This window comes from Ruegeria sp. YTSA075 (assembly GCF_059610245.1).
The window spans coordinates 94,913-108,366 of sequence record NZ_JBXWNG010000001.1 but is presented as its reverse complement, the minus strand read 5'-3'; the positions used below and the strand labels follow the sequence as shown (position 1 = coordinate 108,366).

Here is a 13,454-nt window from a genome sequence, read left to right as displayed (position 1 = left end):
CTACATTCCCAATGCTTCTTTGTACATTTCCAGCACTGCTTCTTCTTCGGCGATGTCGTCCTTGTCGCGCTTGCGCAGGGCAACAACCTTCCGCATGACCTTGGTGTCGTAACCCCGAGCTTTGGCCTCGGCCATGACCTCTTTTTGCTGCTCAGCCAGGTCCTTCTTTTCAGCATCCAGCCGTTCAAATCGTTCGATGAACTGGCGCAGCTCACCTGCGGTCACACGGTAATTGGCGGCTGCCTGATCTTCGGTCATGTCTTCCATAGGCGTCTCTCCCCTAGGCTAGAATCTGATGCTGCGACATTGGCAAGACGCCGGATACAGTGCAGCCGCGCCGGTCGCAAGCACCCAATCCTGAACCGAGCCCAAAGCACGCTTGTGCGAATTGTCCCGATCCTTTAAGCGCGGGTGTGGATCAGGCAGCTTTGCGGGGAACCATGTTTGAATTCATCACCTGGGGCGGGGCTGCCCTGTCCGTTGCCGGGCTTGCCGGGCTGGTCTGGTGTATTCTTCGCGTGATGAAAGCGCGCAAGGCCGGACTGTCAGATGATGAACTGCGCGCGGTTGTGCAGGGCGTTCTACCCTGGAATCTCGGATCACTTTTCCTGTCGGTGATTGGCCTGATGCTGGTCATCCTCGGGATTTCCTTTGGATGACCTCGCGGATTTAGACAGGCATATTGTCAAACTGCGCTTCCATTGCATCTTCGCACAAGGCCGAATCCAGACGGCGCAACCGAGATGGAACATGCATGCCCTGACGGCGCATGCGGTCAACGATCTTGCTGACACTCGGCTGCAGGGCCAAGCGCGTATCGAGACAGGCATTCTCGAGCTTTTGTTCAATCTCTGAAAATTCGGAATACAGGGTGTTCTGTTTCATTTCGCTCCTCCCAGATGGTGCTAGTATCTCCGATATAGGTAACGGGATTAAGACCAGAACAATCTAACCTCAGGTTGTGCGGAATCTTGCCGGGTAATTCGGCGGCTTCGGCAATCTTTCCCAGTTCGACTAAAGTTTAATCCAATATTGGTATGGCTGCCTTGACAGACATCAATTGCCAAATCGGCTGTTGAAACACATTCCATAGTCAATATATGTAAATTGAACCGGGACGGAGGATGATATGACCCCCAAAGTGCAAGCTTTTTTTGATGATCAAACCTTCACAGTTTCCTATGTCGTGCACGAACCCGAAGGTCGGGCCTGCGCCATTGTCGACAGCGTTCTGGATTTTGATCATGCGTCGGGCCGCACCGGGACGCAGGCCGCCGACGCGATCGTTGACTATGTCAAGTCAAACAATCTGAAGGTCGAGTGGATCCTCGAAAGCCATGTCCACGCCGATCATCTGTCGGCCGCGCCTTATATTCAGGAAAAGCTGGGTGGTAAAATCGGGATCGGCGATCAGATCGTGACGGTGCAGGACACCTTTGGCAAAGTGTTCAACGAAGGCACTGAATTCCAACGCGATGGCAGCCAGTTCGATGCCCTGTTCAAGCAAGGCGACAGCTTTCATATCGGTCAGATGCGCGGGGATGTGTTGCATACGCCCGGTCATACCCCAGCCTGTCTGACCTATGTCATCGGCGACGCGGCTTTCGTAGGAGACACGTTGTTCATGCCGGATTTTGGCACCGCGCGATGCGACTTTCCTGGTGGATCGTCCTCCACGCTTTATGAATCTATCCAAAAAATCCTCGCCTTGCCCGACGAAACACGGATCTACGTAGGGCATGACTACAAGGCCCCAGGCCGGGATCAGTACGCCTGGGAGACGACAGTCGGCGAACAAAAAGCGCTCAACATTCATATCGGACAGGGGCGCAGCATCGAAGAGTTCGTGGAAATGCGCGATGCACGGGATGCAACGCTGGCGATGCCGCGCCTGATCCTGCCGTCTTTGCAGGTCAATATGCGCGCGGGTCAGATGCCCCCGGCGGATGAGCAGGGCGATGTGATGCTGAAGTTGCCGATCAACAAGCTCTGACCCTTCGACATCAACAGTAAGGACGAAACAGATATGGATGCATCTTGGGTGATGGGCCTTTTGGGCGGGCTGCTGATTGGCCTAGGCGGTGCGGTGTATCTGCTGGGCAATGGCCGCGTCATGGGCGCCAGCGGGATATTGGGCGGGCTGGTCGATGGCAGCGCGCGCAACGAAAGCGCCGAGCGTCTGGCATTTATTGCCGGCTTAATCGGAATGCCCCTACTGATGCGCCCATTGATCGCACCACAATCCGAAACGCATCTGACCGAAAATCTGCTGCTGGTCGTGGTCGCAGGGCTGCTGGTGGGTGTCGGAACCCGCATCGCAAATGGCTGTACCTCTGGCCACGGGGTGTGCGGCATCTCTCGATTCTCGCTGCGGGGTATCGTGGCAACACTGATTTACATCGCATCCGGTGCGCTGACCGTTTTGGCCCTGCGGCACATTCTGGGGGTCATCTGATGCGCATCCTGATCGCTTTATTCGCAGGGGCCTTGTTTGGCACCGGCCTGCTGGTTTCGGGCATGACTGACACGACCAAGGTTCAAGGTTGGTTGGACCTGTTCGGCGCCTGGGACCCGACGCTTGCCTTTGTCATGGGTGGGGCCATCCTGCCTATGCTGATCGCCTGGCGGATGACCAACGGACGGCAACCTATCGTTGGCGGCCAATTTCCAGCACCTCCACGCCCCGAACTGGACCGTCGCCTAATCATCGGCTCTGCGCTGTTTGGCATGGGCTGGGGGCTTGTTGGGCTCTGCCCCGGGCCTGCGATGGCTTCGCTAAGTTTCGGGGGCCTTGGCGGGCTGCTGTTTGTGTTGGCGATGATCACTGGAATGTTCATCGCACCTGGCCTTGGCGCACAGCTAGACAGGGCTGCAAACCCAACCTAAGGATTTGGCATGGAGATTCGCCCAATTACCCCCCGCTACGCCGTCTCACCGCAGATCTCGGTTGAGGATGTGCCCGCCATCGCCCAAGCCGGGTTCGTCAAGGTGATTTGCAACCGTCCCAATGACGAGGTTCCCTCAGACATGCAATCCGACACCATCGGCGAGGCAGTGCGCGCAGCCGGGTTGGAGTATGAGGTTCTGGAACTGACCCACCAGACCATGACGCCCGAAAACGTGGCACGTCAGAGGGATATGGCCGAAGCTTGTGGCGGACCGGTTTTGGCATATTGTGCATCTGGCACACGGTGTTCGGTCGTCTGGGCCCTTGGTCAATGCGACCGGATGAGCACCGATGACATTCTAAGTGCCACAACACATGCAGGGTACCAGTTGGAAAACCTGCGCCCGGCATTGGATCACATGCGCAAGGCTGTCGACTAATGTTTCGGGATCTCGGGCGACTAACTCGCGTCTTCGGGGCCGTCCAGCCCCGCTAGTTGCGATATCTCAGCCACCATTTGTTCAGAGTTTTCAAAACTCAGATCACCGTCTTGTGCCTCTAGGGTGTCTGGATCAGCATCATAATCCGTAACATCGACGGCTTGGGCGCCCAGAGGCATATCAGGTGCGTTTTGGCTGGCCGAGGCTGCCCGGCTTTCAATAAACTCCTGCGTCTCAACATCTGACAGAGCAGCCAAAGGGGCCTGTTCGTTAATCCGCACCGCGCGCAGTCCGCCACATTGGCCAAGCCGGCCAACCGCAGTCCGCGACCGATCAATGGCCAGAATTTCCGTCCGGTCAATGCGCGCATGTTGCAGCGGCAGAATATCCCCGACGCTTAGCCCTGAAAGGTCAGACAGTGGCACGTTCATGCGGCACAAAACGGCATTCAATTCGGCCCGGACAACGCCAGAGGATTGCTCCAGGCTGGGGCCCTCATCCGTTTCGGGGATCAGGCAATCCTCTTCCGGGGATGACTGTTGAGGCAACAAAATACAGACATGACCCTGCCGAACGCCACCTGCCAGATCGACCGTCAGTTCGAACCCACAATACAGATCTTCAACCAATGTCAGGCAAACGGATCGCAATTCCTGCGCACGGGACATGTATTCATAGCCGATCAGCCCAACATCATCTGATGCATTTTCGGCCAGCTCAGCCGCCTTGGCCAGCGCAGCTTCCAGCAGCGGCGCCGTCATAGCAGCATCCGTATTTGTGAACGCGCGCGCCTCTGGCGCAGTTTCGGTGACCTGACCAATAGTCTGGGTTTGCAAAATCGCCGACACCGCATTTGGATCCAGGCAGGCGGCTGCAATTCCATCTGGCCCTTTCAGGAACAGCAGCAGCCAGTCATTCCCAACCACATCGACCAGATCATTGGCAGGCTGCAGCGATTGCTTCGCACCAATCACAGCAAGGGGCAGGTTCAACCGATCCGCCGCTGCCCGCGCGAATCCCAGGCGCAGTGCGCGCAGCACTGAGCGCGGCCGGTTCTTCAAATTCTCGCGCCCCGCTGAAAGCTTTCGCAACAGCGCGGTGTTCCCTGCCTCTGACATGACCAAAACTCACCAATTGTTCGAGCCTCTGACCCTTGATGTAACCCGGTGAGTGTTACGAAGTTCTTTACCCGCACGTCATTGGGCCGCTTGTTGATAGGCCAAAGGAAGGCTGACACGGAACGCAGCCCCGCCCTGCCCCGGCAGATAACTGATCTCGCCCCCAAGCCGCTGCATGATCTCACGGCAGATCGCCAGCCCCAGCCCCGCGCCGCCGGCCTTATCGATCCCGATCCGCGCAAATTTTTCAAACACCATCGACTGGGCATCAACCGGGATGCCACTGCCATTGTCAACGAAATCAATCACCACGCGACCCCCGATATCATGGGCCGAAATCGTCAAAACGGGCTCATCCGCATCGCAGTATTTCTGAGCGTTGGAAATCAGGTTGATGACGACCTGTCCGAAACGGTCCAGGTCGGTATGTAGCGGAATACGCTCCGCAGCGCGTGTTCGGCGGATTGTCAGAGGTTTCGATGCTCCGGCCAACGCGGTTGAGACCGCACGATCCAGTATTGAACGCAGGCTACCATCGCTCATGTTCAGGCTGACCTGACCATTTTCCAGCACGCTCAAGTCCAACAGATCGTCCAGCAACCGCGTCAGACGCAAGGCTTCATCGTGAATGGTTGCGGCAAAGCGGGTCTGTTCCTCAGCGCTGAGCCCCGTGGTATCGCGCAGGATTTCGGAAAACGCCCGGATCGAGGTCATCGGGGTGCGCAGCTCATGGCTGACCTGGCTTAAGAAGCTGTCTTTTTGTTCCGACATAAGGGTCAGCTTGGTATTGGCTTCGCGCAGCTGCCGCGCGGTCCGGCTTAGTTCAGCCGACTTGACCTCCAGCTGGCTGGAGTATTCCAGCAACTGAGCGGATTCGTCCGCCACAGCCAACAAATCCTCGACCGAAATTGAGGCACCTCCCACGATCTGGCCAATCATGGCATGGGCCGTGGCCGCACCTACCGAACCGCTAAGCTCGCGTTCAAGCCGGTTCAGGAAGCCCGGCGTAGGCTCGGGCAGATGTGACCGTCCGCCTTGATGCTCGGCTTCGGCCTGAAAGAACGCCTGTGCGGGGCCGGTGCCTAGAATGCGCTGGGTCATGATCATCAAATCTTCGCTTTGCGCCACCGACCCCGACCAGCCGCGCGGCGCAACGGAATGGTCAAAGACATTCACAAACTGGGCCCCCTGCAAACGCTCCAATGGGCTCGGGAAGCTAAGAAGCGACGCGACGCAGAAGACGATTGTGTTCAAAGATATCGACCACATCACTGTGTGGACCATCGGGTCCATCCCCTCGATTCCGAACAGGGCCTGAGGGCGCAGCCAACCTATCCCGAAAGGGCCCTGCTCGATCACCGATTGAGGCATCCAAAGCCCGCCCATTCCCGGCAAGAGCAGCGTATAGCACCAAAGTGCAAAACCCACCGTCAGCCCGGCCAAGGCACCGATGCGCGTGGCGCCGCGCCAGAACAATCCGCCCACCAGAGCGGGCAGCATCTGCGAGACCCCCGCAAAGGCGATCAACCCGATGGAAGCCAGCGCCGCGCCGTCACCAATCAGGCTGTAATAGAAATACCCAAGCATCATGATGACCGCGATCGACACTCGGCGTGCCATCAAAACGATGGTCCGCACATCACCGGGGGCCGAGCCCACGCGTTCATGCGTATTCAGCCAGATCGGCATGACAATCTGGTTCGACACCATCGTCGAAAGTGCCATCGCGGTGATGATCACCATCGAGGTTGCCGACGAAAAACCACCGATAAAGGACAGCATGGCAAGCCAGTCATTGCCCTGTGACAGCGGCACCGTCAGCACGAAAAGATCAGGGTTCGAGCCAGGTGGCAAAAGGTCTAAACCAACCACCGCGATAGGAACAACAAACAGGCTCATCAGCAGCAGGTACAACGGGAAAGCCCAGGCCGCGGTGCTCAGATGGCCCTCATCGTCGTTTTCAACAACCATAACTTGAAACATGCGCGGCAGACAGACAAAGGCGGCGGCGGATAGAAAGATGAACACGGTCCAACGACCTGCGTCGATGTTCCATTGGCCGATCTCCGAGGCATCAATCTGATCCATCATCGGACCAATCCCGCCAGCAATCCCCCACACGACGAACACGCCAACGGCGATCAGGGCGAACAATTTCACCACCGATTCCACCGCAATCGCTGTGACCACGCCATGATGACGCTCGTTCACATCCAGATTTCGCGTGCCGAACAGAATAGCGAAGACAGCCAGCCCGGCGGCAACCCAAAACACGTTTGATCCGCTTGGGTAAAGGCCAGATGGAGCAGCCTCGACAAAAATCGAAAATGACAGGGTGATCGACTGAAGTTGCAGGGCTATATACGGCGTACCGGCAAGAACCGCCAAAATAGTGACGCACACGGCAAGCGTGTTGGACTTTCCGTAGCGAGACGACAACAGGTCGGCGATCGAGGTCACCCTTTGGCTGCGTGCAACCCGGACCAGCTTACGTAGCCCCCACCACCAGCTGACCATAACCAGCGTTGGCCCCAGATAGATCGTGACGTATTCCAGCCCGGATCGCGCGGCATTGCCAACCGCGCCATAAAAGGTCCAGGCGGTACAATAGATCGACAAGGAAAGCGTGTAGATTAGGGGCGACCGCAGCCATTTCCCACGCCCCGCCTCGGCCATTCTTTCAGCGGCGAAAGCCACACCAAACAGCAGAACCACATAGCCCAGGCTGACCAATATCAGAATATTCGGCGTCGCCATCACTCAGTGTCCGCACCTATATCGTCGCGAACCCCCAACCCTCTGGCCGTCAGGCCAAAGATCAGGCCAGTCGCGATCAGCACGCCCCAGCACACAAAGATGTACAGCATAGCCGATGAAAGCGGCACAGCGTTGTCGCCCCCGTTCTGATCAGGCCACAGCAGCGGCAGTGCCAAAAGCGCCGCACCCAGAAACGGCAACAGCCGGGCCGCATCAGCCAGCCTGCGGCGGCGGTAGCTTTGCCGCCCAAGGAATAGTGAGGACCGTTTGCCCTTTGGTATCCGGTCTATGTCACTATCAGAGTTCATGCCCGTGAGGCCTGCGCGTGTAGATCGCGCACCGCAGTCAAGACCTCGGCATTTGAAAACGGTTTTGTCATGAACCGGCTGACCCCTGCATTTTCGGCCATTTCCCGATCACGGGATTGTCCGCGTGCCGTCAGCATCAGGACAGGCAGGCGTTGCATCCCGTCCAATTCGCGCAGGTCACGCAGAATATCCATGCCGTTCTTTCCCGGAAGCATGACATCAAGGATGACAAGATCCGGGGCCGCAGCCTGAATCACCTGAACCGCATCAGAACCTTCCGAATGCGTTTCAACCTGCCAGCCTTCGCGTGTCAGCAAAAAGCGGATGGCCTCAGCGATGTTCGGCTCATCCTCGATCAACAGAACCTTACGGCTCATATTTTCAATTCCTCCCCATGGCAGATCGCGCTCTAGGCCCGCTGCCACCGCCAGATTAAGCGGTCAGTCATCGACCTGTCAAAAACCTTCGCTCAGAATCGAAGGCTCGCGCCGCGATGTGCAATCTCGGCTGGGGCAGACCCGGCAATTGGCCCCGACCTGGGTCAAAGCCGATGCCCCTTCTTCCCCAACCGGTCGCACCAGCATAACCGACCGATAAGCCGGGTCCTGATCATAGCCTGGCACCGCATGAGGCCAAGCATAGGCGTGACATTCGAACTCAGCCGCACTGCGCCCCAACTGAGCGATTTGTCTGCGAACCGGCACCAGAGGGCGACTTAGGGCAGTGAACAATGGCCATAACGGACAAGCCTCGCCATGGCGCGGCATCACGAAACCGGGAAGCGGTTTCAGAAACAGCAGGCTGCCCGATGCATCGCACAAGGCAAGTCCTGCCGGGCGCATCAAATCCTGCTCTGGCACAAAGGCCAGACGCCGCAAAACCGTGGGGATGTCGACCGCGAAACGCTGCGCCAACGTGATGGGGTCAGGTTCGCCCTTGGCCAGAACTTGCTTTAGCTCGGCAAGCGGCATCGCCACCGCATCCCGTGCACACCATCGCAAAATCTCTAGGGCGACAGAACGGGCGGTGGCGGTGTTCAGCCCGTCTAGGGCAATGCTCTCAACCCCTACCCCCGCTTCGAGTTCGGGGAAACTGTAGTTTTGGGCGGCAAAGAAGCTCTCAACCTCTTCCAGCGGAACACTGCGCGGGGTCTTGGTCGCGTCGCTTTCATCCAGATAAGACACCAGCGCCTTAGAGCTTTCGGCCAGACGTTCAGCATCCTGATGCAGGTTCTTGTGAAACCGGTCCTGCCATTCGGCTTCGATATCCTGTGTGTCCGCCAAAATCGATGCGGTAGATCGTATTGCAGCGGCGGTCGACAAAACCTCGTGCATCGACGCGGCCAGATGCGGGTCATGCGTTAACCGGTCCGATAGCGTCTCGACCGTGCGTTCCAATGACACGACGCGCTGATGCATTTGCGCCAGAACCTCGGCCCAGCCGGGAAAGCGACCGGCAAATTCCTCCAGCCCGTCAACCTCGGCCCGTTGTCCGACTGCATCTGCCGCCGCCTCTCGCAGTGCAGAAATCAGCGTCGCCTCTATACCCTGGGTCAGCAGCGAGGGCTCCACATCCAAGGCATCGGCAATATCGACCAAAAGCTTTCCACCGATCCTGCGGCGGTTATGTTCAATCAAGTTCAGATATGACGGCGAAATTCCAACACGCTTTGCAAGCTCGGATTGCCTGAGGCCCGAGATCTGACGGCGTTCACGGATCCGGCTGCCGGTAAGCGTATCGCGCATCAATGGCTTCTCCCTCGCCAAGCTTTGAATCACAATTAAGTGTTTTCAAGATATCTTATTTAATCAATGCAGTTAAGGCAGAGTTTTCAGGCGAGATTTACAAGATTAACAAAAGCAACAGCAAATCATCCACTTCAAATCCACAGCAAATTCTCATGACCTCTTCTATTTCCAACCAATTCCCGGCACGATACAACGATGAGTGACCCCGCCTTCGAATATGCCCCAATTGGGCTGGTTGAACTGGAAAACCGGATCATCCGGCGTTGCAATCTGCAATTTGCCCGGACCTTCGGAGGGGGTGAGAGCGACTATCGCAACATGCCGCTGCTGCACCTTTACCCCTCCGTCGCGGATTGGGAAAGGATCGGCGCGCGTAGCTTACAGGTGATGCGGGATACCGGCTATTACACCGATGAACGGGTGATGCGGCGACGCAATGGCGATTTATTCTGGTGTCGCGCGCGCGGCAGGTCGCTGACACCGGATGATCCGTTCCGTCACGGGATCTGGAGCTTTTCAGACATCTCGGAAGAACGCCCCGTGGTCGAACTGACTGTGCGGGAACGCGAGGTGGCGATCCTGTCCTGCCGCGGCCTCTCGGCCAAGGAAATCGGTGCCGAACTCGGCCTCAGCTATCGCACGATCGAAGCCTACCGCGCACGCCTGCTGGAAAAGTTCGGCGCGCGTAAATTATCGGAGCTCGTGGCGAAACTTTCGGGCATGCCGCTCTAACTGCGCTTTGCCCGCACAAATTCCTTGAATCACGACTTCAGACTGCGCTTTTCATGGCCCGGCGCTTAGCTTATAACGCTGCGTAATCAGACCAAAGCCCGCAGGTTTAGATGGGCCACTAGGGGAACCGTCGAGGACACTCATGACAGATACCAAACACGAAGCGGATGTAGCATTCATCAAGGCACTGGCCGAATTGCTGCGCGACAACGACCTAACTGAATTGCAGGTGAAACGCGAGTATGGCGAAGAAGACAGCCTGAATGTGCGCGTCAGCCGCATGACGCAGGCTGCCGCTGCTCCGGTTCAGGTCGCTGTTCCTGCCGCTGCCCCGGCAGCCCCCGCCGCCGCACCAGCCCCTGCTGCCGCTGCGACCGAAGCCCCACAAGATGACCCGGCCAGCCATCCTGGCGCGGTCACCTCGCCCATGGTTGGCACTGTTTACATGCAGGCCGAACCTGGCGCGCCGTCGTTCATTTCCGTCGGCGGAGCGGTGTCCGAAGGCGACACGCTGCTGATCGTCGAGGCGATGAAGACCATGAACCACATCCACGCGCCCAAATCGGGTACCGTCAAACGCATTTTGGTTGGCGACGGCGATGCTGTGGAATTCGGCACCCCTCTGGTCATCATCGAGTAAGGCGGGCCCATGTTCGACAAGATCCTGATTGCCAACCGAGGCGAGATCGCCCTGCGCGTCATCCGCGCCGCTCGCGAGATGGGGATTAAGACGGTCGCCGTCCACTCCACCGCCGATAGCGACGCGATGCATGTGCGCATGGCGGACGAATCGGTCTGCATCGGTCCCCCGCCCAGCCCGCAAAGTTATCTGTCCGTCCCCGCCATTATCTCGGCCTGTGAGATCACCGGCGCGCAGGCGATCCATCCCGGCTATGGTTTTTTGTCCGAGAACGCCGAATTCGTGCAGATCGTCGAAGACCACGACATCACCTTCATCGGCCCCACCGCCGAACATATCCGCGTGATGGGCGACAAGATTACTGCCAAGGACACAATGAAGGCGCTGGGTGTGCCGTGTGTTCCCGGTTCCGACGGTGGCGTTCCCACGTTGGAAGACGCCAAGCGCATTGGTGAGGAATTCGGCTATCCCGTGATCATCAAAGCAACCGCCGGGGGTGGCGGACGCGGCATGAAAGTCGCGATGAGAGCGGATGAGATGGAAAGCGCCTTCATGACCGCACGTGCCGAGGGTAAAGCTGCCTTTGGCAACGATGAGGTCTATATCGAAAAATACCTGACCACGCCGCGCCACATTGAGATTCAGGTCTTCGGCGATGGCAAAGGCAAGGCCGTGCATTTGGGTGAACGCGATTGTTCGCTTCAGCGCCGCCATCAGAAAGTGTTTGAAGAGGCCCCCGGCCCCAGCATCACCCCCGAAGAACGGGCCAGGATCGGTAAGATCTGCGCTGACGCTGTGGCGAAGATCAACTATATCGGCGCCGGCACCATCGAGTTCTTGTATGAAAACGGTGAGTTCTATTTCATTGAAATGAACACCCGCCTGCAGGTGGAACACCCGGTAACCGAAGGCATTTTCGGCGTCGATCTTGTGCGCGAACAAATCCGCGTCGCCTCGGGCCTGCCGATGTCATTCACTCAGGATGATCTGCAAATCGAAGGCCACGCCATCGAGGTTCGGATCAATGCTGAGAAGCTGCCCAACTTCTCCCCCTGCCCCGGTAAGATCACGGCGTATCATGCGCCCGGCGGTCTGGGCGTACGGATGGATTCGGCGCTTTATGACGGGTATTCGATCCCACCCTACTACGATTCGCTGATCGCAAAGCTGATCGTACAAGGGCGCGATCGGACCGAGGCACTGGCCCGTTTGGAGCGCGCTTTGGGAGAGTTGATCGTTGACGGCATCGACACCACCGTTCCGCTGTTCCACGCCCTACTGCAGGAACCCGACCTGCATAGCGGCGAATACAACATCCACTGGCTGGAGCACTGGCTTGCGGAGAATATGGCAGACTAACCTGTCTGGAAGGCCGGATGGAACCACTCCTCCGGCCTTGGGGTTTTTCTCATGAGCCTGACTGCGGAGCTTTTGCTGCATGGTTACTCCATCGGCATTTTTCCCATGGCTGAACATCGGGATGACCCTGAGTTGTTCTGGGTCGATCCGAAATACAGAGGTGTGTTCCCTCTGGACGGGTTTCATATCTCGCGCAGTCTGGCCCGGAGCCTGCGCAGATCCGGCTTTGACATTTCGATCAATCAGGATTTCAACGGCGTTGTTGATGGTTGCGCAGACCGCGCAGATACCTGGATCAATACCGAGTTGCGGCGCCTCTACGATCAATTACATATGAGAGGTCACGCCCATTCACTAGAGGTTTGGGACAACGACCAACTGGTTGGCGGTGTCTATGGCGTCGTGTTGGGGGCCGCTTTCTTTGGGGAAAGCATGTTTTCGCGGCGCACAGATGCTTCAAAAATCGCCCTCACCTATCTGGTCGACCGGCTTAGACAAACGGGTTTCAAGCTGTTTGATACACAGTTCCTGACAACTCACCTTGCGTCACTTGGCGCCATCGAAATTCCACGCGGTACATATCGTGAAGCACTTGAGGAAGCGATCAACGCAAGCGCCGATTTTTCCGCTGATATTCCTCAGTCAGCGGATGGTGTGATACAGCGGATCACCCAGACGTCATAGCGCGCATGATCCAAAGCATTCAGCGCTGGTGATGTCGCAATCATCCAACCGTCAAACAGCTGGTCTGCCTTGCCTTCTTCCCAGATCGTCAGATAGGCAAACGCATCACCTGTGGGGTTGTCCGCCGGGTACCTGCAATCCCCCAAGGCTACATCCAATCCAAACACGGGCTGGGTGTCGCCGTTTTGCATTTCGATATCAACGGTCTGGCCGTTTACTTTGTCCAGGCCCCGCAACATGGCGCCAGGACCAGATTCGACCTTCTGCTGCGCAGATGCAGCCGTTGCGCAAAACGCCATCGCCATTAGCGCCAAATACTTCATTCGCCGCTGTCTCCGGCCACGAATTTGACAAGTAGCGAAATCAGGCTGACCGCGCCTTGGGTATCTTCGATCTCATCACCGGGCTCAAAAAAGAACGGTGAGCCGCCCGGCATAACCTCGACAAAGTTGCCGCCCAAAAGTCCTTCAGACGAGATCACGATAGCACTGTCATCAGGCACAAGAATCCCATCCGCAATCGTAAAAGTCGTATCGGCGCGATAGGTATCCGGGTTCAGATTGACGTCTGTGACGGTGCCGATCTTGACCCCGGCCAAGCGCACATCGGTACCCACGCCAACCCCTTCAAGCGACCGGAAGGAGGCCCCCAGCTCATAACCCGCGCTGCTTTGCGACAGGCCCGTTGACTGGCTGGCATAAACGCCAAATGAAATGGCAACAGCCAGAACGGCACCACCGACGATGACTTCGGTCCAATTGTGGGTCGACATTACTCGCCT

General features: G+C 57.5%; 18 protein-coding genes. 9 read left to right on the top strand and 9 right to left on the bottom strand.

The window, feature by feature from the left end; translation table 11 throughout:
• Positions 1–267, bottom strand: coding sequence for a DUF2312 domain-containing protein (locus tag AC2FGE_RS00560; RefSeq protein WP_496817274.1), 267 nt, complete (start codon positions 265–267; stop codon positions 1–3).
• A gap of 173 nt (positions 268–440) precedes the next feature.
• On the opposite strand from AC2FGE_RS00560, the gene AC2FGE_RS00555 reads away from it, so the two are divergent.
• Positions 441–659, top strand: coding sequence for a hypothetical protein (locus tag AC2FGE_RS00555; RefSeq protein ID WP_170530829.1), 219 nt, complete (start codon positions 441–443; stop codon positions 657–659).
• Between the two features lie 10 nt (positions 660–669).
• Here AC2FGE_RS00555 and AC2FGE_RS00550 read toward each other — a convergent pair whose 3' ends face one another.
• Positions 670–885, bottom strand: coding sequence for a hypothetical protein (locus tag AC2FGE_RS00550; RefSeq protein ID WP_496817273.1), 216 nt, complete (start codon positions 883–885; stop codon positions 670–672).
• Positions 886–1,129: 244 nt separating this feature from the next.
• Here AC2FGE_RS00550 and AC2FGE_RS00545 point away from each other — a divergent pair, with 244 nt between their 5' ends.
• From AC2FGE_RS00545 to AC2FGE_RS00530, 4 genes are read left to right on the top strand one after another with little or no spacing between them, the layout of a single operon-like run.
• Positions 1,130–1,993, top strand: coding sequence for an MBL fold metallo-hydrolase (locus AC2FGE_RS00545; RefSeq protein WP_496817272.1), 864 nt, complete (start codon positions 1,130–1,132; stop codon positions 1,991–1,993).
• A gap of 33 nt (positions 1,994–2,026) precedes the next feature.
• Positions 2,027–2,455, top strand: a complete 429-nt coding sequence (locus tag AC2FGE_RS00540) for a YeeE/YedE family protein (RefSeq protein ID WP_496817271.1) — start codon at positions 2,027–2,029, stop codon at positions 2,453–2,455.
• Complete coding sequence (locus AC2FGE_RS00535; protein ID WP_496817270.1) at positions 2,455–2,886, top strand: DUF6691 family protein; 432 nt, start codon at positions 2,455–2,457, stop codon at positions 2,884–2,886. Before AC2FGE_RS00540 ends, AC2FGE_RS00535 begins: the two co-directional genes overlap by 1 nt.
• Positions 2,887–2,895: 9 nt before the next feature.
• Positions 2,896–3,327 (top strand): protein tyrosine phosphatase family protein, encoded by a 432-nt coding sequence (locus AC2FGE_RS00530; protein ID WP_496817269.1) that lies wholly within the window; start codon positions 2,896–2,898, stop codon positions 3,325–3,327.
• A 20-nt stretch (positions 3,328–3,347) separates the two neighbouring features.
• Here AC2FGE_RS00530 and AC2FGE_RS00525 read toward each other — a convergent pair whose 3' ends face one another.
• The 5 genes from AC2FGE_RS00525 to AC2FGE_RS00505 form a co-directional block, all read right to left on the bottom strand.
• On the bottom strand, positions 3,348–4,367 hold the full coding sequence (locus AC2FGE_RS00525; RefSeq protein WP_496817268.1) for a FliM/FliN family flagellar motor C-terminal domain-containing protein: 1,020 nt from the start codon (positions 4,365–4,367) through the stop codon (positions 3,348–3,350).
• 156 nt (positions 4,368–4,523) lie between these two features.
• Positions 4,524–7,202, bottom strand: a complete 2,679-nt coding sequence (locus tag AC2FGE_RS00520; protein ID WP_496817267.1) for an ATP-binding protein — start codon at positions 7,200–7,202, stop codon at positions 4,524–4,526.
• A complete protein-coding gene (locus AC2FGE_RS00515; RefSeq protein ID WP_496817266.1) occupies positions 7,202–7,510 on the bottom strand; it encodes a hypothetical protein in 309 nt (102 codons plus the stop codon). The genes AC2FGE_RS00520 and AC2FGE_RS00515 overlap by 1 nt, the downstream gene beginning before the upstream one ends.
• Positions 7,507–7,887, bottom strand: coding sequence for a response regulator transcription factor (locus tag AC2FGE_RS00510; RefSeq protein ID WP_496817265.1), 381 nt, complete (start codon positions 7,885–7,887; stop codon positions 7,507–7,509). Before AC2FGE_RS00510 ends, AC2FGE_RS00515 begins: the two co-directional genes overlap by 4 nt.
• A 78-nt stretch (positions 7,888–7,965) precedes the next feature.
• Entirely contained in the window at positions 7,966–9,255 is a 1,290-nt protein-coding gene (locus AC2FGE_RS00505; protein WP_496817264.1) for a helix-turn-helix domain-containing protein, read from the bottom strand.
• Between the two features lie 198 nt (positions 9,256–9,453).
• Between AC2FGE_RS00505 and AC2FGE_RS00500 the strand changes: the two genes are divergently transcribed.
• The 4 genes from AC2FGE_RS00500 (at position 9,454) to aat (ending at position 12,673) form a co-directional block, all read left to right on the top strand.
• Entirely contained in the window at positions 9,454–9,990 is a 537-nt protein-coding gene (locus AC2FGE_RS00500) for a LuxR C-terminal-related transcriptional regulator (RefSeq protein WP_496817263.1), read from the top strand.
• 142 nt (positions 9,991–10,132) lie between these two features.
• On the top strand, positions 10,133–10,630 hold the full coding sequence (gene accB / locus AC2FGE_RS00495) for an acetyl-CoA carboxylase biotin carboxyl carrier protein (protein ID WP_496817262.1): 498 nt from the start codon (positions 10,133–10,135) through the stop codon (positions 10,628–10,630).
• Positions 10,631–10,639: 9 nt separating this feature from the next.
• A complete protein-coding gene (gene accC, locus AC2FGE_RS00490; protein WP_496817261.1) occupies positions 10,640–11,989 on the top strand; it encodes an acetyl-CoA carboxylase biotin carboxylase subunit in 1,350 nt (449 codons plus the stop codon).
• 51 nt (positions 11,990–12,040) lie between these two features.
• Entirely contained in the window at positions 12,041–12,673 is a 633-nt protein-coding gene (gene aat / locus AC2FGE_RS00485; RefSeq protein ID WP_496817260.1) for a leucyl/phenylalanyl-tRNA--protein transferase, read from the top strand.
• On the opposite strand, the gene AC2FGE_RS00480 is transcribed toward aat, so the two are convergent.
• Both AC2FGE_RS00480 and mlaD read right to left on the bottom strand, forming a co-directional pair.
• Positions 12,628–12,996, bottom strand: a complete 369-nt coding sequence (locus tag AC2FGE_RS00480) for a DUF2155 domain-containing protein (RefSeq protein WP_496817259.1) — start codon at positions 12,994–12,996, stop codon at positions 12,628–12,630. The genes aat and AC2FGE_RS00480 overlap by 46 nt on opposite strands.
• The gene (mlaD, locus tag AC2FGE_RS00475; RefSeq protein WP_496817258.1) at positions 12,993–13,445 is read right to left on the bottom strand and encodes an outer membrane lipid asymmetry maintenance protein MlaD; all 453 of its coding nucleotides are present in this window, start codon (positions 13,443–13,445) and stop codon (positions 12,993–12,995) included. The genes AC2FGE_RS00480 and mlaD overlap by 4 nt, the downstream gene beginning before the upstream one ends.
• Between the last annotated feature and the right edge of the window lie 9 nt (positions 13,446–13,454).